This window comes from Paenibacillus sp. FSL H3-0310 (assembly GCF_038002785.1).
Taxonomy (GTDB): Bacteria; Bacillota; Bacilli; order Paenibacillales; family Paenibacillaceae; genus Paenibacillus_AQ; species Paenibacillus_AQ odorifer.
The window spans coordinates 3,630,080-3,649,747 of the sequence record NZ_JBBODC010000001.1 but is presented as its reverse complement, the minus strand read 5'-3'; the positions used below and the strand labels follow the sequence as shown (position 1 = coordinate 3,649,747).

21 protein-coding genes and 1 pseudogene are annotated in these 19,668 nt (G+C 43.7%); 18 read left to right on the top strand and 4 right to left on the bottom strand.

From position 1 onward, the window contains the following. The first annotated feature begins 63 nt into the window (after positions 1-63). Both MHH63_RS16615 and MHH63_RS16610 read left to right on the top strand, forming a co-directional pair. The gene (locus tag MHH63_RS16615; RefSeq protein WP_076187005.1) at positions 64-1,101 is read left to right on the top strand and encodes an HD-GYP domain-containing protein; all 1,038 of its coding nucleotides are present in this window, start codon (positions 64-66) and stop codon (positions 1,099-1,101) included. Between the two features lie 263 nt (positions 1,102-1,364). Continuing rightward, positions 1,365-2,225: an alpha/beta fold hydrolase gene (locus tag MHH63_RS16610; protein ID WP_076187007.1), complete on the top strand. Its 861-nt coding sequence runs from the start codon at positions 1,365-1,367 to the stop codon at positions 2,223-2,225. An 82-nt stretch (positions 2,226-2,307) separates the two neighbouring features. On the opposite strand, the gene MHH63_RS16605 is transcribed toward MHH63_RS16610, so the two are convergent. Then, positions 2,308-2,625, bottom strand: coding sequence for a MazG nucleotide pyrophosphohydrolase domain-containing protein (locus MHH63_RS16605; protein ID WP_076130332.1), 318 nt, complete (start codon positions 2,623-2,625; stop codon positions 2,308-2,310). Positions 2,626-2,722: 97 nt separating this feature from the next. On the opposite strand from MHH63_RS16605, the gene MHH63_RS16600 reads away from it, so the two are divergent. The 5 genes from MHH63_RS16600 (at position 2,723) to MHH63_RS16580 (ending at position 8,230) form a co-directional block, all read left to right on the top strand. Then, complete coding sequence (locus MHH63_RS16600) at positions 2,723-3,301, top strand: LOG family protein (protein WP_076193859.1); 579 nt, start codon at positions 2,723-2,725, stop codon at positions 3,299-3,301. Between the two features lie 766 nt (positions 3,302-4,067). Beyond that, the gene (locus MHH63_RS16595) at positions 4,068-4,817 is read left to right on the top strand and encodes a GTP pyrophosphokinase (protein WP_076130330.1); all 750 of its coding nucleotides are present in this window, start codon (positions 4,068-4,070) and stop codon (positions 4,815-4,817) included. Between the two features lie 157 nt (positions 4,818-4,974). Continuing rightward, a complete protein-coding gene (locus tag MHH63_RS16590) occupies positions 4,975-6,600 on the top strand; it encodes a glycoside hydrolase family 9 protein (RefSeq protein WP_341171809.1) in 1,626 nt (541 codons plus the stop codon). Between the two features lie 122 nt (positions 6,601-6,722). After that, positions 6,723-7,472: an ABC transporter ATP-binding protein gene (locus MHH63_RS16585; RefSeq protein WP_341171808.1), complete on the top strand. Its 750-nt coding sequence runs from the start codon at positions 6,723-6,725 to the stop codon at positions 7,470-7,472. Then, positions 7,469-8,230: an ABC transporter permease gene (locus tag MHH63_RS16580; protein ID WP_341171807.1), complete on the top strand. Its 762-nt coding sequence runs from the start codon at positions 7,469-7,471 to the stop codon at positions 8,228-8,230. Before MHH63_RS16585 ends, MHH63_RS16580 begins: the two co-directional genes overlap by 4 nt. Before the next feature lie 2 nt (positions 8,231-8,232). Here MHH63_RS16580 and MHH63_RS16575 read toward each other — a convergent pair whose 3' ends face one another. Further along, the gene (locus MHH63_RS16575) at positions 8,233-8,502 is read right to left on the bottom strand and encodes an excalibur calcium-binding domain-containing protein (protein WP_076187014.1); all 270 of its coding nucleotides are present in this window, start codon (positions 8,500-8,502) and stop codon (positions 8,233-8,235) included. Positions 8,503-8,710: 208 nt separating this feature from the next. Between MHH63_RS16575 and MHH63_RS16570 the strand changes: the two genes are divergently transcribed. The 3 genes from MHH63_RS16570 (at position 8,711) to MHH63_RS16560 (ending at position 11,555) form a co-directional block, all read left to right on the top strand. Continuing rightward, positions 8,711-9,211, top strand: a complete 501-nt coding sequence (locus MHH63_RS16570) for a hypothetical protein (protein WP_139331043.1) — start codon at positions 8,711-8,713, stop codon at positions 9,209-9,211. A 1,151-nt stretch (positions 9,212-10,362) separates the two neighbouring features. Next, the gene (locus MHH63_RS16565) at positions 10,363-10,680 is read left to right on the top strand and encodes a transposase (protein WP_036683594.1); all 318 of its coding nucleotides are present in this window, start codon (positions 10,363-10,365) and stop codon (positions 10,678-10,680) included. Next, the gene (locus MHH63_RS16560) at positions 10,629-11,555 is read left to right on the top strand and encodes an IS3 family transposase (RefSeq protein WP_341171986.1); all 927 of its coding nucleotides are present in this window, start codon (positions 10,629-10,631) and stop codon (positions 11,553-11,555) included. Before MHH63_RS16565 ends, MHH63_RS16560 begins: the two co-directional genes overlap by 52 nt. 391 nt (positions 11,556-11,946) lie before the next feature. On the opposite strand, the gene MHH63_RS16555 is transcribed toward MHH63_RS16560, so the two are convergent. Beyond that, on the bottom strand, positions 11,947-12,804 hold the full coding sequence (locus MHH63_RS16555; RefSeq protein WP_076187335.1) for an alpha/beta hydrolase: 858 nt from the start codon (positions 12,802-12,804) through the stop codon (positions 11,947-11,949). 171 nt (positions 12,805-12,975) lie between these two features. Between MHH63_RS16555 and MHH63_RS16550 the strand changes: the two are divergent. Further along, a pseudogene (locus MHH63_RS16550) lies at positions 12,976-13,563 on the top strand (cupin domain-containing protein); the annotation flags it as partial. Between the two features lie 300 nt (positions 13,564-13,863). On the opposite strand, the gene MHH63_RS16545 reads toward MHH63_RS16550, so the two are convergent. Then, positions 13,864-14,859 (bottom strand): acrylyl-CoA reductase family protein, encoded by a 996-nt coding sequence (locus MHH63_RS16545; protein ID WP_341171806.1) that lies wholly within the window; start codon positions 14,857-14,859, stop codon positions 13,864-13,866. Positions 14,860-14,998: 139 nt separating this feature from the next. On the opposite strand from MHH63_RS16545, the gene MHH63_RS16540 reads away from it, so the two are divergent. The 7 genes from MHH63_RS16540 (at position 14,999) to MHH63_RS16510 (ending at position 19,587) form a co-directional block, all read left to right on the top strand. After that, on the top strand, positions 14,999-15,574 hold the full coding sequence (locus tag MHH63_RS16540; protein WP_076130639.1) for a hypothetical protein: 576 nt from the start codon (positions 14,999-15,001) through the stop codon (positions 15,572-15,574). A gap of 323 nt (positions 15,575-15,897) precedes the next feature. Next, positions 15,898-17,316 (top strand): NAD-dependent malic enzyme, encoded by a 1,419-nt coding sequence (locus MHH63_RS16535; protein WP_076130640.1) that lies wholly within the window; start codon positions 15,898-15,900, stop codon positions 17,314-17,316. 116 nt (positions 17,317-17,432) lie between these two features. Beyond that, the gene (locus tag MHH63_RS16530) at positions 17,433-17,966 is read left to right on the top strand and encodes an AAA family ATPase (protein ID WP_341171805.1); all 534 of its coding nucleotides are present in this window, start codon (positions 17,433-17,435) and stop codon (positions 17,964-17,966) included. Between the two features lie 79 nt (positions 17,967-18,045). Beyond that, positions 18,046-18,180 (top strand): hypothetical protein, encoded by a 135-nt coding sequence (locus tag MHH63_RS16525; RefSeq protein ID WP_256715869.1) that lies wholly within the window; start codon positions 18,046-18,048, stop codon positions 18,178-18,180. Between the two features lie 124 nt (positions 18,181-18,304). Continuing rightward, complete coding sequence (locus tag MHH63_RS16520) at positions 18,305-18,748, top strand: GNAT family N-acetyltransferase (RefSeq protein ID WP_340012366.1); 444 nt, start codon at positions 18,305-18,307, stop codon at positions 18,746-18,748. Positions 18,749-18,779: 31 nt separating this feature from the next. Continuing rightward, positions 18,780-19,271 carry a DinB family protein gene (locus MHH63_RS16515; RefSeq protein WP_076309241.1) on the top strand — a complete coding sequence of 164 codons (492 nt, stop codon included), beginning with the start codon at positions 18,780-18,782 and terminating at the stop codon, positions 19,269-19,271. 88 nt (positions 19,272-19,359) lie between these two features. Beyond that, positions 19,360-19,587 (top strand): hypothetical protein, encoded by a 228-nt coding sequence (locus MHH63_RS16510; RefSeq protein ID WP_341171804.1) that lies wholly within the window; start codon positions 19,360-19,362, stop codon positions 19,585-19,587. Positions 19,588-19,668 lie beyond the last annotated feature (81 nt).

The following is a 19,668-nucleotide window of genomic DNA, read 5'->3' as shown; positions in this document are numbered from 1 at the left end:
TTTGGAAGAATTTAGCTATCCTTAAGGTAAAATATACCTACATATAGTAAGGGGTGCTGAATTTTGAAAGCTCATGTCACAGATCTCAAACATGGCGATTGTCTAATCACAGATACATTCAATAGTGTTGGCCTACACGTGCTTCCGAAGGGGACAGTGGTCTACGGAGAAGAAATCACCATCCTGATGAGGCATCAAATTGATTATGTCGATATTGAACCACGCATGATGGTGCTGGATAATGAAGAAATGAATGTGGCACAAGGGATAGATGGTAATTTTGATCAAGCCATCCAAAACTATGAATCTATATTTCTGGAAGCACTCAGCAAGGGTAGCTTTACGCAGTCGGATGTTGATAATACGCTGCAGCCATTGCTGGAAAAATTGGATGAACAAAAGGATGTCGTTTCTTTATTATTGCTGCTGGAACGTGATGATATCAGTACATACAACCATTCATTGCAGGTCGGACTGTTATCTTTTTACATAGCGACTTGGTTAGGTCATACAAAAGCCGAAAGATTTGAGATTAGTAGAGCCGGTTATTTGCACGATATCGGAAAAAGCCAGATTGCTCCACATATCTTAAATAAGACGGATAACTTAACTCCCGAAGAATCAGAAGAACTAAAACGTCATACTTCGTATGGATACGACATTATCCTTAAATCGATGAATGACGAAAAGACCGCACTAGTGGCGCTTCAGCATCATGAATTCGAGGATGGTACAGGTTATCCTAACAATCTCCGTAAACAGGACTTGCACCCGTATACGCAGATTGTTGCTGTTGCAAATACTTATGTAGGCATGACCTTAGGAAGAGCGAATCAACCAAAACAAGGCCTGATTAACGTTCTGCGCAAGGTACATGAGCTTGGATTTGGCAAGCTGAATGGAAATGCGGTACAAGCTCTAATCGGACATTTATTGCCGAATTTTGTGGGTAAGAGCGTTCAGCTTAGCAATGGTGAGCAAGGTACGATTATTATGAATAATCCGTTGGATATTTTCAAACCTCTGGTAAAAATAAATGAGACTACGTTCAGAGACTTATCTAAAGAGCGTAATTTGACTGTTGAAGAAGTATTTATTTAACGAATATTTTTGTGGCGATAAATAGGAGGCTATCTCCCTGATCCGTAAAATCAGGGGATAGCTTTTTTGTGTTATAATCGAAATTGGGTTAAAAACCCTTCAATATGGAATAGGAGAGTGCTTATCGTGATTATCAAATTCATTCGTTTACGTTAATTTGAGGTGCAATTCAATGATGACATCATCCATTTTTTTGAAAATGTATTGAGTCTTATTTAACTGTGCATTCATTGATAAAATTCGAATGAAATGAGGAATGAACAATGAGCGAAAAAATAGTAAAAGTAAACGGAATTGATATATGTTCGGATAGTTTTGGAAATCCTAGCAATCCTGCGATATTGCTGATTATGGGTGCCACCTGTTCTATGGTTTATTGGGATGAAGAGTTCTGTCAGCGATTAGCAGATACCGGACGTTACGTTATTCGTTATGATAACCGGGATGTCGGACGTTCCGTTGTTTATGAGCCTGGGAGTTCCAATTATACCGTGATGGACATGGCAAATGATGCTGCTGGGTTACTAGACGCCTATAATATAGAACAGGCAAATATCGTTGGAATGTCCTTAGGCGGAATGATTGCGCAAGTCCTTGCTACACGTCATCCGCAAAAAGTTCTAACCTTAACCTTGATCGCATCAAGTTTTTTCGAATCTGACGATAATGATCGGAACTTGCCTCCTATGGATGAGCGGATCCTCGCATTCCATGCAAATGGAGCAACACTGGATTGGTCTAATGAGGAAGAGGTAGCCAATTATTTGGTTTCAGGTTCCGGCATACTCTGTGGTTCAAAACATAAATTCGATGAGAAAAGAGCGTATAAACAAGTAAGGCTGGAAATAAAACGTGCCAACAACTTGCTTAGCATGTTTAATCATTCTCTTCTTACAGGGGATGACGGCTACGAGGGCAAGGCAAAAAATATCATGGTTCCTACCTTGGTTATCCACGGCACAGAAGACACGGTGCTTCCTATAGAGCATGGCTTGGCGCTTGCGGCGGAAATTCCTGATGCGTCGCTTCTAACCCTGGAAGGAACGGGCCACGAAGTCCACCCGGATGATTGGGAAACAATAATCAAAGCCATTTCGAATCATACTTTAGGCGGTAAAGCTTAACAGGGCTTAAAGAGTAAAATAAAGAAGGGCTACAATTCGGTCTTGCCGATTGTAGTCCTATTTTTTTAGGATTACTTCGTCCCTAGGAATTAAATCGCTTCACTAATTTTTCTTTATGTGCAGTAAAAGCCTCTTCTAAAGTGATGCCATATAAGTCAGCTAACAATGCGATATTTCCGAGAACATCCCCGATTTCCTCAATCAAGTCGTTTTTCAGTTGCTCTGGAGTACGAGTCGATTCATCCGGTCGATCTCTGCCGATTTCATAGGAGCGTACAGCTCGAGCGACTTCACCGGTCTCTTCCATTAAGAATCCGACTCTTATAAAAGGACCATAAGTAGTCCAGCCTCGTTCTCCATAAAAATGATTAATCCATTTCTGCACATCATTAATTTCCATATTATGTAGCACTCCTTAATCTTTCACATGATTTATACTCCAACATATAGTATATTAGATAGCGGACATTATCAATATATAGTTTGGAGATGAGATTTTGAAATCAATATGTGTTTTCGCAGGATCGAATTTAGGGGTGCATGAGGATTATAAAGCTAAAGCTGTTGAACTTGGTAACTACATGGCTATGCATAATTATCGTTTAATTTACGGTGGTTCAAAAATCGGATTAATGGGTGAGGTCGCTAATGCTGTTTTGAATGGTGGAGGCGAGGTAATCGGGGTAATGCCTAGAGGATTATTTAATGGGGAAATGGTACATAGAGAGTTAACGCAGTTGATAGAAGTAGAGGATATGCATGGCCGTAAAGCAAAAATGGGAGAGCTGGCAGATGGCTTTATTGCTTTACCTGGAGGGTTTGGAACGTATGAGGAGCTCTTTGAGGTTTTGTGCTGGTCACAAATTGGCATACACAAGAAGCCGGTAGGGGTTCTAAATATCAGGAATTATTTTGATCCTCTGATGAATCTGATACATAACAGTATCCAAGAAGGCTTCTCTAATTCTTCGCATCTAAGTCTGCTAAACGTATCCAACGAGCCGTTGGAACTCTTGACTCTTTTGAAGGAGTATGTTCCGCAAACGCTTGAGCAAAAGTGGAAACAGCTCAACTGAATAATGAAACTTTCAGTTTAATGATCGGGTACTCGGGTAGACTGTGTTCCTGGACGTAAACCAACCGACATCAGGCATTAGTTTCTGCATGACCTTTACCGCTGAGCGTTCGGACTCAGAAGGCGTTATTTGCACTTAGGTTACTTTGGGTTCTCGCGCGATTTGAACTATCCCCCATGCTTGTGAACACACTTTTCCGATGGATCGGACTCAGCTGACCTTATTTCTCCATTTCGAACGTTTTAGGCGAGCTATCGGACTATATTGCAGCTATATACTCATAACCACACCGATTCAGCACTGTTACATGGTGATAAGAGCTATACGGTCCGATACTTCTGTAAAAATGACCAAAAAGCTCAAATAGCTGCAATACGGTCCGTAACATATTGAGGGTCTTTGGCTAGTTTGGTTATTTGGGTTACTTTAGTTTCTTGGGCATCATGGGTTTGGTTCTTAGGTTTATCTCCGTTTGAGCAGGGTTTCGGACTCCAGTGACGTTATTTCTTATGAAGAGGTTCATATTTTGTGTTTTTTTGCCAATAGCGATTATGGAGTTCGATAGCATCCCGATTATGGGATTATACTGTGTATAAGGTCAACTGGGTCCTATAGCGACTTCGAAAGTGGATTCGCGGCGCAAAAGGTACGTAATCAAACGAAGTGTGAGGTTTGGATTATGGCTACATTACCGCTGAATTTGAAATTCACTAGTGGATTGGCTATGATAAATATAGAGAAACGCTACAAGAGGAGAAATGAGATAATGACCCCCGAGAATCAAATCGAACAATTTAAGAAGCTTAAGCACGATATCACTCGTTTCATGTTAATTTATAAATTTGCATTGGATGAGATGGAAACGAAGATTGAGATCCTAAAACAGGAGTTTCAGTCTCTGCATGATTACAGCCCAATTGAACATACCAAATCGCGTATTAAGTCTCCAGAAAGTATCATGAACAAGATGCTGCGCAAAAATGGTGAATTATCGCTGGATTCAGTGAAAAATTGTATTAAAGACATCGCTGGTCTGCGGATCACCTGTTCTTTTATCTCTGATATCTATCATGTTAGTGAGATGCTTCAGAAGCAGGATGATCTAACGGTCCTTGAGGTAAAGGATTATATTAAGAACCCTAAACCTAACGGATATCAGAGTCTTCACTTGCTGATTCAAGTCCCTGTTTTTATGTCCGATCGTCAGGAGCTTGTCTGTGTAGAAGTTCAAATTCGTACCATTGCTATGGATTTCTGGGCAAGCCTCGAACATAAAATCTTTTATAAATATAATAAATCAGTACCTGAGAGTATGACTCGTGAACTGAAAAATGCGGCGGATGCCGCTCATGCCCTTGATCTGCAAATGGAGCGTCTGCACCGGGATATAAAGGAAATTAAAGACGATGATGAAGATGATCTTAGCTCCTTCGAGGAAGAGCTTCGCCGTATAGTGGTTCATAATAAGCAGTTCACACTTCCAGCTAACTTTATTAAATTGCTTGACGACAAATAAGCTGTTTTGTCCGCCTAGAGTTATCCGTTTCCTTTCGGGTGACTCTAGGTTTTTTTCTTGTATACATCATTGCCATAGATAACTAGAATAGAGTATTCTCAACTAGAAGAGAATGGTTACTTTAGCTTCATCATTTTTACATAAAAGGAGAATGAAGATGAGCGAGCGTACACTTCGCACCATTACTGTGAATCAAATCGGATATCCGCTGGATGGACAAAAGATCGCAGTATTTACAGGTACTGAGCATGATTTTCAGGTAGTTGATGTTGATAGTGGGACTATTGTGTTCAAAGGTAGTTCAGATGCTGGAAGATTTGATAAAGCCAGTGGAGTAACTTTGCACACAGGTGATTTCTCGGAGGTCAATACTGAGGGAAGATATCGGATTGAGCAGAGCGAGGGTGTAGCTTCGGCATCCTTTACAATCTCAGATCAGCCTTATCATGAGCTTCAACAGGGCTTGCTGAAAGCTTTCTATTATTATCGCTGTGGCGTTGAGTTGACTGAAGAATATGCTGGAGATTGGAAGCACAAGGCGTGCCATACCGCAAAAGGGATTGTATATGGGCAACCGGATCTTCAACTAGACTGTTCGGGTGGCTGGCATGATGCAGGTGATTATGGAAAATATAGCGGTCCCGGAGCGAAAGCTATCGCGGATATGCTGCTTGCCTATGAATTATATCCCTCGGCTTTTGTAAGCGCTATCCCATTGCCTGAAAGTGATGGATCTACGCCAGATGTGCTGCTGGAATGCAGGGTGGAGCTCGATTGGTTGTTTAAAATGCAAGACTCCGCAACAGGTGGTGTATACCATAAATTGACTACGTTAAGCTTTCCTGGTCTGGATGTTATGCCTGAGGACGATACAGCAGATCTGTACTTCTCACCAATATCTGCTACTGCAACTGGGGATTTTGCTGGTGTTATGGCTATGGCTGCAAGAGTGTACAAGCCTTTTGATGCTGCTTATGCGCGGAAATGTCTGGATGCTGCGGGGGCAGCATGGGAATGGCTTGTACAGCATCCAGATGTACCCGGTTTTACGAATCCGCCTGAGATTAGCACTGGAGAATACGGGGATGGAGTCGATAAGGACGAGCGGTATTGGGCAGCGGCGGAGCTGTATCGTACGACAGGGAAAGAGGAATATCATCAAGCTGTTCTGCAGCTAGTGCAGCTTGCTTTTCCAAAATACAGTTTAGGCTGGGGTGATATGGGGGGCTATGGCACTATTGCTTATCTGTTAAATGGTGAGGAGCAAGCAGACCGTGCTTTATATGCCTCGTTAAAAGAAGGGCTTGTTGCTGAGGCGCAACGATTAGCGGAACAGAGTCGTGAGGAGGGCTATAGGATCTCCTTAAAAGAGGAGGACTATATCTGGGGCAGCAATATGCTAGTAATGAACAATGCAATGCTGCTGCTGGCGGCTGAATATTTTAGTGGAGACTCCGGTTTTGCGGACTGTGCCTTAGATCATCTACATTATCTGATGGGGCGTAACGTTCTGGATATCAGCTATGTTACCGGGTTTGGGGATCATGCCGTGATGAATCCGCATCATCGCCCTTCTGTAGGTGACCATGTGGCTGATCCGGTGCCGGGATTGGTGTCAGGGGGGCCAGATCGTGGGCTGCATGATGAATATGTAGTTGAGCATTTACAAGGAAAACCAGCTGCGCAGTGCTTTGTCGATCATGAGCTTAGCTATTCTACGAATGAAGTGACGATCTATTGGAATTCACCTGCGGTGTTTGTTGTGGCCCGTTTTAATCAATAAAAAGCAATAGTTCGAATAGGGAAAGACGTCCTGAAACTGGATGTCTTTCTCTTTTTTATAGCTGAAATGCTATAATACTAGACGGTATGCTATTTTAGCGGATGGTATTAGGAGGTAGGGGATTGAGTAGTATTTTTGAGATTCAGAGACTTGCAAAACTTAATTGGAAAAGTAACGACCAAACTTCGAAATATCTTTTCTCGGAGATCTCCGCAGACATAGCTGAATCGGACCGCATCGCATTGATTGGTGCCTCTGGCCAAGGGAAAAGTACATTCCTTAGAATCCTGGCTCTCTTGGATGCTCCGGATGAGGGAGATATGTTGGTAAATGGGACTTCATATAAAAGTATGGATGCGAGATTATGGAGGATGAAAATAGGGTTTGTAGCACAACAAGCGGTCATGCTGTCTGGCAGTGTGGAGGATAATTTAAGAACTGTCAGCAGACTGCATGACAAACCTTATGATCTTAAACTAGTGCAGCGACTAATTGGGCAATTGGGGCTGGAGCATTTGGATTTAAGCAAAAAAGCGGCAGATTGTTCGGGTGGTGAAAAGCAGCGGATTTCTTTAATTCGATCCTTGCTGCTCCGACCTACGGTATTATTGCTCGATGAAATCACCGCTTCGCTCGATGTTAACAGCACTCAAATGGTTGAGAAGCTACTAGTGGATTGGCATAAGGAAGAAGGCACTTCGATGATTTGGGTCACTCATGATCTTAAGCAGGCGAGCAGAATAAGCACAACTACATGGTTTATGGGAAAAGGCAGGTTGGAACAGCATGTGAGCGAGTCTTTTTTTGCTGAATCTGCGGAAGAATTGGCTAAAAGGTTCGTTCGGCCTTCGGAAGGAGCGTCGTTGTTATGAGTTATACAGCACTAAGTTTCACGCTTCTGTTTGTATTAGGGACAATGTTGGTCTCCGTGTGGCAAAAGCTCGGACTGGAAAAAGATATCATTGTAGGCACAGTGCGGTCGGCCATTCAATTGCTTGCGGTGGGGTATGTGCTGCAATTTATTTTTAAATCGGATCAGGTCATTTATGTAATTGTGATAATACTCTTTATGATCAGTGTAGCCGCATGGAATGCAGCCAAAAGAGGCAAAGGCTTGCGCGGATTAGTCTGGAGAATTGGACTGGCGATTGCTACTATGGAACTGCTCATGATGGGCATTCTGCTCAGCTTACATATCATTGAGGCTACGCCACAATATATCATTCCGATTAGCGGTATGACCATTGGCAGTGCTATGGTGGTTTCAGGGTTGTTCATTAACCATATCAAGCATGAAATTCAGCAGAGCAAAGGGGAGATTGAAACGTTGTTGTCTCTTGGCGCAACGGTCCCACAGGCGATCCAGGAAGTTAGAAAAAGATCTGTAAAATTCAGCATGATTCCTACCATCGACGGTATGAAGACGGTTGGGCTTGTTCAACTCCCTGGAATGATGACCGGAATGATCATCGCGGGCGCTGATCCTGTAGTAGCTGTTCGTTATCAGATATTAATTGTGTTCTCGTTCACTGCCTCTGTTGCCATAACGAGTATGCTGCTCAGTGTACTGAGCTACAGACTCTTTTTCACGCCGGATCTAAGGCTCAAGCAAATAGTGGAGCAAGGCTAAGCCTATTTCTCACAAGCGATTCCGTCTTTGTCACGGTCGCTTTTTTTATTGGCATTATAGAGTTCTTTCGATACGTAGGGTTTGTATTTCGTTTTGCCGCCTTTGTTCTTGGTTGAGCTGGAAATGGCAACTCCACCTTTGTAATCTTTGTTTAGCTCCGTGCAGTTTTTGTAGGTTTTGACCTTGGATTCTGCGCTTGCTGTGTTCAAGGTAGCGACGGATAGAGTGAGTAGCAGACCTGCTGCTAGACAAATGTTTAAGATTTTTTTCATGGGAACCTCTCCTATAAAAATCTAATGGAATTAATGATTGTGTAGTATCGTTGTATTTTATATTACCAGTTTAATTCATTGAGGTATACATTATTGGTGGATTTGGAAACCGTGTACATATTTATGAGTGAAGTGGGGGAATAATTAGATTCAATTCACATGTAGTGAACAGGCTACGAATGAGGTGATTCTAATTAGCAAAATGAAAATGGCGACTGCCCTAATTGCGGGATTGTTGCTTCTGCCGGGAATGGCTATGGGTGCATCAGCTCCCGTTACTATGACTCACGTTAATGGAGAACTGCTATCGGCTATGCCCAAGCCAGCTCCGGAGTCTAGGCGCATTATATTACCTTCTGCAATTCAAGCATCAGAGCTATACGGGTTCGGATTACAGCATCGGAATGCCTCGATTCAGTATTCGATCTTCTCCAAAGATTTCAAAAAGATTATGTATCCGCGGTTTGTTGAACTAAACTGGGTGACGGGTGTCTCCAGCCCTTGGATCACGAACTACGAGGTCACTAAAGAAACGATAATTAACAAGAATTCAGAGGTCATAGAAATGCGTCTGGATACTGCGACTTCAAGTGGACCAGCACCTTCTATACTTTTGACAATCTCACTTGTGCAAGAGAAGAATAGCTGGGTGATTACCGGAGTGACATCGGACCCCGAGCTGCCGCGTGGCGGATTGCCTAGGAAGTAGGTTGGTTATGGATAGGAAAAAGAGCAAGCGTAGTAGGGGGTTCCCATACGCTTGCTCTTTTTTTGATTTGAAAGCACAATCGTTTAGTCCACGTGGTCTGTTTCTCCAAATGATCAGTGACAATGTTCGGCCCAGAGTGACAATACCAACTTAGCTTCACAAATGATCAACCTACGTTGTTAAGAAACCTCGCTTCACAGATCGTTACGGACCGTATTGCAGTTATTTTGGCATTATGGTCGTCCTGGCGAGAGTTTCGGACTGTATGGCTCTTATTCCCCTAAAATCACGCATTATAGGAGTACATTTGGGTGAATAGCTGCATCTGAGTCCGATAGCAAGGCTAATTCGCCGAAATTATGAAAATAAGGGCTCCTCGGTCCGATCACCGCCAAGCTCTAGTGTATTTAGAGTGACAATGTACAGCTTAGAGTGACAATGCCAGCTCAAAGTAGCAAGGCTAACTCAGAGTGGTAATGTTCAGCTCAGAGTGACAATGCCAGCTCAGAGTGACAGTGCAGCTCAAAGTGGCAAGGCTAACTCAGCGTCACAAATGATCAGCCTACGTTGCTGATTACTTAAGAGACAGCGCTTCAGACATCGTTACGGACCGTATTGCAGCTATTTTGGCATTATGGTCGTTCTGGCGAGAGTTTCGGACTGTATGGCTCTTATTCCCCTAAAATCACACATTATAGGAGTACATTTGGGTGAATAGCTGCATCTGAGTCCGATAGCATGGCTAATTCGCCGAAATTATGAAAATAAGAGCTCCTCGGTCCGATCACCGCCAAACTCTAGTGTATTTAGAGTGACAATGCCAGCTCAAAGTGGCAAGGCCAACTCAGCGTCACAAATCATCAGAGACAATGTTCAGCCCAGGGTGACAATGCCAGCTCGCGTCACAAATGATCAGCCTACGTTGGTGATTACTTAAGAGACAGCGCTTCAGACATCGTTACGGACCGTATTGCAGTTATTTTGGCATTATGGTCGTCCTGGCGAGAGTTTTGGACTGTATGGCTCTTATTCCCCTGAAATCACGCATTATAGGAGTACATTTGGGCGATTAGCTGCATCTGTGAAGCTAGAATAAAAAGTGGACAGTAGTTAACAGACTGGCGATAATGAGTCCACGGAGGTGTGTTCACATGGGAGAACATCGACAACGGTATAACGAAGAATTTAAAAAACAGACAGTGCAGTTCATTCAAGAGCAAACAAAGACAGTGGGCGACTTGGCGGAAGAGCTCAACATCCCAAAAAGTACCCTGCATCAATGGATGAGCCAGTATCGAGAATTAAAGAATGAACCGGCAGCTAGCGTGGATCGAGTACGAGAACTCGAGGCACAGTTGAAAGAAATGAGCCGTCAACTTCAAGAAAAAGATAACAAGATTGCCGATGTGGAAGAGGAATTAGCGATCGTAAAAAAAGCAGTGCACATCTTCAGCAAACCAAGGAACTGAGATTCCAGTTTATTGAAAAACATCGCTCCGAGTTTCTCTTGGAGAAGATGTGCATGACCCTACATGTGTCACGGAGCGGGTACTACAAGTGGCGGACAGAAAAAAACAGTACGCATATGCTTCGTAAGGCTGCGATAATGAAGCGAATTCAGTATCATTTTACAGACCATCAAAAGCGGTATGGGAGTCCGAAGATCACCCGCCTGTTACATCAAGAAGGTTATACCGTTACCGAACGCACGGTGAGTGTGTACATGCGACATATGAAGCTTCGCTCCATTGTCTCCAAAACGTATCGGGTACAGACCACTGACTCCAATCATGACCATCCGATTGCCCCGAATACGCTGAACCAGCAATTTAAAATACTCAAACCCAATTCAGTATGGGTTACCGACATTACGTACATTCCTTGCCGGGGAGGGCGCTTGTACCTGGCTAGTGTGATGGACCTTTGCACGCGCGAAATCGTGGGGTGGCGTTTGGAGAACCATATGGAAACTAGCTTGATTTCGGGCGCTTTACAAGATGCCTACGAAGCTAAACAACCGGAAAAGGGTCTATTACATCACTCCGATAGAGGTTCTCAATATACTTCTCATGAATACACGAAGCAGTTGAAAGCGTATGGCATGGAGTCCAGCATGAGCCGCAGAGGTAACTGTTATGATAACGCCTGTATCGAGTCGTGGCACAGCATTTTGAAAAAGGAGCTCATTTATTGTAATCCACGATTCAAAACTAAGGAGCAAGCCTACCAGACACTTTTTCAATATATTGAGTTTTACTATAACCGCAAGCGAATGCATGGCGCGCTGGGGTATCTTTCTCCAGTTCGTTTTGCTGAGCAATTGACTAGAATGTCTGTTGCGTGACTGTCCACTTTCTTGACAGAGGTCCACTGAGTCCGATAGCAAGGCTAAATCGCCGAAATTATGAAAATAAGAGCTCCTCGGTCCGATCACCGCCAAACTCTAGTGTATTTAAAGTCGCAATGTTCAGCTCAGAGTGACAATGCCAGCTCAAAGTGGCAAGGCTATCTCAGAATGACATAGCCCAGCTCAGCGTCAGTAGTCTAGCTTGCTCACAAAGCGCAGCTCGAGCCGCCAGCTCAGCTCACATCGCATAGCCCGGCCCAGCGTCATCAGCCCAACTCGCATCGCATAGCCCAACTCACATCACACAGCTCAGCTCAATCACCAGCTCAGCGCCAAAAACCCCAGCTCAAGCCACAACAGCTACCTAGATTATCCAGCTGTTAAGCGACTAATCTCTTCCCGCCTTCACCATTAATTCCGCCAGCATTTTGGGTTCGGTTCGAACGGTGGTCATGTGATCTCCTTTGCCCTCGATGAAGCGGAAGACGCCTAAATGACTGGATTGTGTAGGGTGGAATCCGTATGGACCTTGCGGTATCGCGGTGTCCTCCGTTAGATAAAGGTAACTTTTAGGGATCTGGAGACTGTAAAATTTCTTGAGATCAAGCTTTTCGAAAAGTGGACTTGCTGGCTCAGGAGGAGCTTGTTTATAAAAAGCTTGCGCTTCCGCAAGACTGGCGGTGTTGACGAATGTATCCCGGAAAAGAGGGAAAGGGAGCGTTATGGTGTTATTGCCGGAAGTATCTCTCAGCTGTTCAAAGTACTTCAGCGAATCAGCTGGAAATTGGTCCGCCACACTTTGCCCATCCAGCGGTACGAAGGCGTCGAAGAATACCAGACGTTTGATCCGATCCGGTACTTCCTGAGAGACGGTTTGGATCACCGAACCACCAAAGCTATGTCCGAGCAGAATGATATCCTTTAAGTCTTTTTGCTTGATATAGTCGACAACAGACTGTGTGATTTGCGCATGCGTTACATTATTGTTTTTGTCCCCGCCATGTCCGGCATATTCCGGAGTATAGACGGTGTGTCCTAAGCTGCGAAGTGCGGCGGCCGTTTGATCCCAAAAACCAGCAGTAGCCCAAGACCCATGAACTAGAACGAATGTAAGAGGCGCCTGTTTCGCTGCTGTTTTGTTATTGGCGGCCTCAACTGTGGAGCTAAGATTCATAGGGTGGAAACCCATAATTGTAAAGACAGTGATACATAAAGCTAACACTATTTTTGTGCGAATCGATTTCATACTGTGCCTCCTATGTGGGGTGAGAGTGTAATACTTAGAGGATGCCCCGTTTAGAAAAGAAAGATGAATTTTTATCAGGAGTAGTGAATCTCCGCACCTAGGCATAGGCAAACGCATATCTTGTGTTTAGGGAAAGCAAAAATTTATAGCAACAGAAAGGTAGGAAAAAAAGTGACTTCATACATGGACTATACGTCCCCCAATACAGAGTTTACTTTTGATGTGAACACTAATACACTTTTTAAAAAAGATGCCAACAACTTCATTAACTTGCTGTCGGTTAAACAATTGAATACGCTCGAGAACATATCACTGCTGGATATTTTTCTTAGCAAATCAAATGTGGTTGAACCTCATTATCATCAAAATGCTGCAGAGCTTGTATATTGTATCTGCGGTTCAGCGGTAGTGTCTTTAATCAATCCGTTCACAAATGAACTTCTGCATTTTCCGATTTGTCCGGGTCAAGTGGCAAATGTGCCGCAAGGCTGGTGGCATTATGAGATAGCTACTGTCGATAATACACATCTACTCGCGATTTTTGACGCACCTATTCCTGAGGTTATCTTAGGTTCGGATATTCTTAGCAAAACCCCGGCAAATGTATTAGCCCATACTTACTGCTTAAATGAAGCTAAGGTAAAAGAAGCTTTAGCTCCAATCAAGCCTGGAACCTTCATCGGCCCTCCTGCTGACTGCTGCGAAGAAGATAAAGTAATGGGCAGCAGCAATATGGCTCCTAATATGGCCCCTAATATGGCTCCAAATATGCAAGCCAATGTTAAACCAAATATGCATCCTAATATGCAGCCAAATATGAATCCATACGCTCATATGCAGGCACAACCCATCCCGATATCTTCACAAATGCCTCCAGCTACACAAGCCTTTAATTATCAGCCATACCCGATGCAAGGGTACTATACGCAGGGTTATGATCAGCATTATCGCCAACAACCCTATGTACAGCAGCAGCCGCATTACCAATATCCGAATAACCAAGAGTAAACTAAAAAAACCTCCCGGAACTCTAGATTCCGGGAGGTTTCGTTGTTAAACCTAGGATAAACGGACAAGTACTCTTCCTCTAAGGTTTCCTTGTAGAATATCTTCCAATGCTTGCGGTAGCTCGGTTAACGTGACTTCACGATCCACGAGGTTCTCCAGCTGACTTGGCTTCAGATCGCTCGCCATCCGTTTCCAAGCCTTCTGGCGAAGGTCTGCAGGACATTCAACGGAATCTATGCCGAGAAGGTTAACACTCCGAAGAATGAACGGAAGTACTGTAGTTGGAACTGAAGTGCCTCCGGTTAAGCCACTTGCAGCTACAGAACCTCTGTAGGTGATTTTACTCAAAACTGCGGCAAGGGTGTCACCACCCACCGAATCTACTGCGCCTTGCCATAATTGTTTGTCCAAGGGTTTGCTGGCGCCGCCAATGACCTCTTCACGTGAAATCACGTCTTCGGCTCCTATACCTCTAAGGTAATCGGTAGCTTCGGCGTTACCTGTGCTTGCCACTACGCTATACCCTTTTGCGCCAAGCATGGCAATAGCAGATCCACCTACACCGCCGGTAGCGCCTGTTACAAGTACTTTGCCTTTGTCCGGGGAAACGTCATGATCTTCCAGGGCCAGTATGGATAAGGCGGCTGTCAGTCCTGCAGTACCGTAGATCATAGCTTCTTTAAGCGTCAGGCCTTCGGGAAGAGGAGTGATCCAACCTGCGGGAATACGAGCGTATTCGCTAAAGCCACCAAAGTGTGATACGCCAACACCATATCCTGTCGCAATGACTTGCTGCCCTTTATGAAACCGTTCGTCTGTGGAAGATACCACAATACCGGATAAATCTATCCCTGGAATAAAGGGATATGTTCTTAGAATTTTACCGTTTGGAATACTGGCTAAACCGTCTTTATAGTTTACACTGGAGTAAGCAACCTTAATTACAACCTCTCCAGCTGGCAGATCCTCTAGGGTAACCGGTTTAACAGCTACGGAGAAGGATGATTCTGTTTTGTCGACAACTAACGCTTGAAATGATTCTGTCATAAGTGTGAGCTCCTTCAACTACGTTATAGGTAAGACATGTATATAATATTTATTCTGCCCGGTCAACTAGTGATTGTCTATGATATAGCGCAATTGTTTATTAAGGTTCCGTTAAATCACGTGATAGAGGGTGAAACTTATGAAATGGAAAAATTTAAGGGTTACAGTCTTAGTGGGTATCACATTAGTCTCACTTGGTTTTAATGGATATTCTTTTTACAACAAGCCACCAAAAGAGACTAACCCAACTACCAAGGAGCTAGTTCAAACTATGGGTGTGATTTCAATCCAATCTAACTCTGAGAGCGGAGTGCAGGGTGAGAGTGTGGAGGAACTGAAAAAAATTATTTATAAGTTACCGCAAGTGGAGAAAAAATTAGCTTTTATAAAGGGCGTTATCACAGAAGGGAATACGGTTTATCTGGATCTGGATGAGGTGGAATGGTTCGGTGGAGCGGCGGCAGAAATTGCAGCTAAAGAAGATGGTGTACTAGAACCCGAATCATTGCCTAATGGATTCTATATCCGAAATGCAAGCGAAGAAATCAAGCGGGTTAAGCTGGAGCCTGATGTAACTATAGCTGAACTAAACGGGGCGAGACATCAGCAAGGGGACTATACGAGTTTTATTAGCGAAGAGCTAATGGATAGATTATTCCATCTGACATTTGTAGAAGGTAAGGTTGTTTTGCTAGAAGAGCAGTACAGACCTTAGTGAAGGAGAACAACTAGAAAGGGTTAGTGGAGAAAAGAAATCGGCAGGATGCTCTACAGCATGCAGAAAAGGTAATGAAGAGTAGAAGAGCTTACGGTTTGTTTATGCTTACATACACTTAAGATTATGATGAATTTTATTTTTATGGGAAAAATGGCTCTGTGCCCGTAGCTGTCATACCTGATGTATTTGGACCGGGTGCGGATGGGAATACTGTAAGAAGAAAAATTTTTCGTTGATCTAGTTAATAGGCGGAAGATATGTTTAAATGGGAAAGTATAGTATTTTTTAAATAATAGGATTGAAGAAAGAGAGGCTAATTCATGTCGATTGCGACTACAATGATTATCAGGCTCGAAATTCGGAAATCGGTTGCATCTTTTGGCGATGTTGCTTCAGGAATTGCCGCAGCTGGCGGAGATATTGTTGCTATTGACGTGATACGTGCAGGGAAGGATGTCACTACCCGAGATATAACAGTGAATGTGCAAGACGCAGCTAATGGAGATATTATCTCAATATTATCGAAGATGCCGGGAATTAAAATAATCAACGTGTCGGATCGGACCTTTCTGGCTCATCTTGGCGGAAAAATTGAAATCACACCTAAAATGCCGATTAAAAATCGGGAGGATTTATCCTTAGTGTATACGCCGGGGGTAGCCCGAGTATGTACGGCGATTGCCGAAGATCCCAGAAAAGCTTATTCTCTGACGATGAAAAGAAATACAGTTGCAGTCGTTTCGGACGGCACTGCTGTGCTTGGACTAGGAGATATCGGCCCGGAAGCAGCTATGCCTGTCATGGAAGGTAAGGCGATGCTGTTTAAGCAATTGGCGAACATTGATGCTTTTCCGCTGTGCTTAAATACCAAAGATCCGGATGAAATTATCAATATCGTAAAAGCAGTTTCTCCTGGCTTTGGAGGGATAAACTTAGAGGATATAAGTTCGCCACGCTGCTTTGAAATCGAACGCCGGCTTGCGGAAGAGCTGGACATTCCGGTATTTCATGATGATCAGCATGGAACATCCGTGGTGGCTTTTGCAGGACTTTTGAATGCGCTTAAAGTTGTAAATAAATCTATTGAAAATGCACGGATTGTTGTTGTGGGTATTGGGGCAGCTGGGGTGTCCATATGTAATCTGCTGCTGGCAGCGGGCGCGCGTTATATTTATGCGGTTGATCGTGAAGGCGTTCTCAGAAAAGATCTCCAGTATGATAATCCGGAATGGCAGAAGCTTGCTGCCGCAACCAATCCTGAGGGAATTGAGGGTGGAATAACGGAGGTTATACGAGGGGCAGATGTCTTTATTGGGGTGTCCCGTGGGGGAATTCTAACCGTGGATCATCTCAAAAGCATGGCTAGTGATAACATCGTTTTTGCGATGGCTAATCCTACACCGGAGATTGAACCGGATTTGGCAGAACCTTTTGTTCGTGTCCTAGCGACAGGCAGAAGTGATTATCCGAACCAGATCAACAATGTGTTATGTTTTCCGGGTATTTTCCGTGGCGCACTTGATTGCCGGGCTAGAACTGTGAATCTCGAAATGAAGCTGGCTGCGGCAAAAGCCATTGCATCGGTCGTTCATCCGGATGAACTCAATGAGCAATATATCATCCCAAGTATTTTTAACGAAAAAGTAGTTGAGCAGGTGCGCCTGGCAGTAATCCAAGCGGCTATATCCACGGATGCAGCACGCCGGATTCCTAAAGACGTAGCAGCTATAACGGAATAAGATCTTTACGATAAATGGACTGCTTTGCTTCATTAGAGAGCAGTCTATTTGTTTTTATATTTGGAGGAAAATTGCCCGAATTGCAACTTTAAATCCACTTAAAGGTGGGGGAAGGTATGAGAAGAATTCATATTATGGGAGCCTCAGGCGTAGGAACGAGTACACTAGGTTACGAATTAGCTAAAGTGTTGCCACATGTCCAGTTAGACAGTGACGACTATTTTTGGGAGCATAAATTCACTAAGCAGCGTGAGGTCAATGCGCGATTAGCGAAACTTACAAGCGATTTGACCCATAAGGAGCCTTGGATTTTAAGCGGTGCGGTATGTGGCTGGGGAGATGGCCTTCGACCATTATTCGATTTGGTTATTTTTCTAGGACTTCCACCGGAAATTCGTTTAGATAGATTAAGAGCCAGAGAGTACGAGAGATATGGTGATCATATTTTGCCTGGAGGAAGTAAATACGAAGCATATCAGACCTTTATGGAGTGGGCGGCATTGTATGATGTTGCTGGAGTTGAAGTCAGGAGCAAAGTGCTGCATGAGGAATGGATGTCCACACTGGAATGTCCTATTTTACGAATAGAGGAAGATTTATCGGTTGGAGAGCGCGTTGAGATCGTGCAGAGATATTTACAAATGGTATAGGAGGAACTTTTGGTCGGCGGAATATATTCAACAGGCTACAGAAGAAGTCAGCAATAATATTGAGGGAGTCAAAGGTGAGTTGAAGTCCGTACATTCTGGGATTGGTGCGTTTGAGCGAGAGGATTCTATCATCAAAGTGGTAGTAGAGTGGGATGGACAGAAAGATGAATTCGAGTTGAAGGAAGTTTGGAATTATGGGCATTACTCTTTATGAAGGTATTGACGCAGCAGTTGATCCAAAGAGGTTATAATGGAAAGCGTATATCTCATCCACGGAATGGTGGACTATATGTGTATGAGCAGGGCTGTTAATTTAAAAGAAAGCAGGATGAACAATCATGGTTGTTATTAAAGAAATAGAAATGGAATCTCTTCCTGAACTGGGGAATTTATATCAAGAGCTGATGAATAAACCGTCTGACCTTAATAAGCTTGAAGAAGTATTTAAAGGGGTCAAGGCGGATAACCGCTACATTCTATTGGGTGCTTTTGTAGAGGGTGAGTTACTAGGGTCTTTGATGGGCATCGTGTGTCAGGATTTAGTGGGGGACTGCAAACCGTTTATGGTGATTGAGAATGTGGTGGTTTCAGCGCGGGCACGCCGTCAAGGCGTTGGCAAAAAACTTATGAACGCCATTGAACAAGCAGCCCGGGAAAGAGACTGCTATTATATCATTTTAGTCTCCGGTGAGCAGCGGAAGGAAGCGCATGTGTTCTATGAATCGTTAGGTTATAGAGATGAAAAGGTGGAGGGATACCGAAAACATTTAAGCTCCCATTAAAAAGCACACAACTTTCTAGGAGGTTTTTAACCTGCATACATTTTTTAAATATAACTGGATGGTCCGTGAACAATGGTATGAGTGGTGTGGAGATATTTCTGAGGAGGAGCTGCTCGCAACACGTATAGGTGGTGTAGGCAGTATTCTTAAGACGCTTTTTCACATTGTTGATGTGGAGTGGAGCTGGATTCAAGTATTGCAAGGAAAGCCGGATTTCCAAGAGGATTTTGAGCGGTACAAGACTTTGCAGCAAGTACGAGAATTGGATGTAAAATTCCACACAGAGGTGGAACCCTTTGTAACGGCTTGGCATGAGGGGCTGGAGCAGAGGATTTTTGAGGATCATCTTCCGGATGGCAGGATCGTGACCGATGCCTGGGGTGAGGTAATGCGCCATGTGATTGCTCATGAGATTCATCATGTCGGGCAATTATCGGTCTGGGCTAGAGAGATCGGAAAACCGCCAGTTTCAGCTAATCTGATTGGCAAAGGGCTGATAAACAGCCTACCTGGCAAAGCATAGACAAGCTATTCAGCGTATATTCAGATTCATATTTTACAATCTCCTTGAACTGCGAAAACATAAATCTGTACTTCAAGGAGGATTACACATGGTGAAGAAGAAAAATTTGCTGAGAAAGTTCATGGCAGCTACACTAAGTCTTGCTATCGTCTCAACGGCGTTTGGTGTTGCTGGAAACACGCCCGTAGTTAGTGCGGCGGATGCAGGTGTAACGAAAGCGTATGAATCCCTGTTCGCGGGTGACAGAATCATTGATGTTAAAGTAACGATTGATGATGCGGATTGGAAAAGTATATTAGCAAGTCCCCTCGAATAAGAATACAAAAAAGTTAAGGTTGAAGTTGACGGGAATGTTGTTGAAAATGTTGGATTTTCTACTAAAGGGAATCTGACGTTA

Bases quoted from the DNA above. Each gene is read 5' to 3' on its own strand.
- MHH63_RS16570 (WP_139331043.1), top strand. From the start codon at position 8,711: ATGGCGACTGCCCTAATTGCGGGATTGTTGCTTCTGCCGGGAATGGCT.
- MHH63_RS16610 (WP_076187007.1), top strand. From the start codon at position 1,365: ATGAGCGAAAAAATAGTAAAAGTAAACGGAATTGATATATGTTCGGAT.
- MHH63_RS16530 (WP_341171805.1), top strand. From the start codon at position 17,433: ATGAGAAGAATTCATATTATGGGAGCCTCAGGCGTAGGAACGAGTACA.
- MHH63_RS16565 (WP_036683594.1), top strand. From the start codon at position 10,363: ATGGGAGAACATCGACAACGGTATAACGAAGAATTTAAAAAACAGACA.
- MHH63_RS16595 (WP_076130330.1), top strand. From the start codon at position 4,068: ATGACCCCCGAGAATCAAATCGAACAATTTAAGAAGCTTAAGCACGAT.
- MHH63_RS16605 (WP_076130332.1), bottom strand. From the start codon at position 2,625: ATGGAAATTAATGATGTGCAGAAATGGATTAATCATTTTTATGGAGAA.
- MHH63_RS16540 (WP_076130639.1), top strand. From the start codon at position 14,999: ATGAAATGGAAAAATTTAAGGGTTACAGTCTTAGTGGGTATCACATTA.
- MHH63_RS16580 (WP_341171807.1), top strand. From the start codon at position 7,469: ATGAGTTATACAGCACTAAGTTTCACGCTTCTGTTTGTATTAGGGACA.
- MHH63_RS16545 (WP_341171806.1), bottom strand. From the start codon at position 14,859: ATGACAGAATCATTTCAAGCGTTAGTTGTCGACAAAACAGAATCATCC.
- MHH63_RS16535 (WP_076130640.1), top strand. From the start codon at position 15,898: ATGTCGATTGCGACTACAATGATTATCAGGCTCGAAATTCGGAAATCG.
- MHH63_RS16520 (WP_340012366.1), top strand. From the start codon at position 18,305: ATGGTTGTTATTAAAGAAATAGAAATGGAATCTCTTCCTGAACTGGGG.
- MHH63_RS16590 (WP_341171809.1), top strand. From the start codon at position 4,975: ATGAGCGAGCGTACACTTCGCACCATTACTGTGAATCAAATCGGATAT.
- MHH63_RS16555 (WP_076187335.1), bottom strand. From the start codon at position 12,804: ATGAAATCGATTCGCACAAAAATAGTGTTAGCTTTATGTATCACTGTC.
- MHH63_RS16510 (WP_341171804.1), top strand. From the start codon at position 19,360: ATGGTGAAGAAGAAAAATTTGCTGAGAAAGTTCATGGCAGCTACACTA.
- MHH63_RS16575 (WP_076187014.1), bottom strand. From the start codon at position 8,502: ATGAAAAAAATCTTAAACATTTGTCTAGCAGCAGGTCTGCTACTCACT.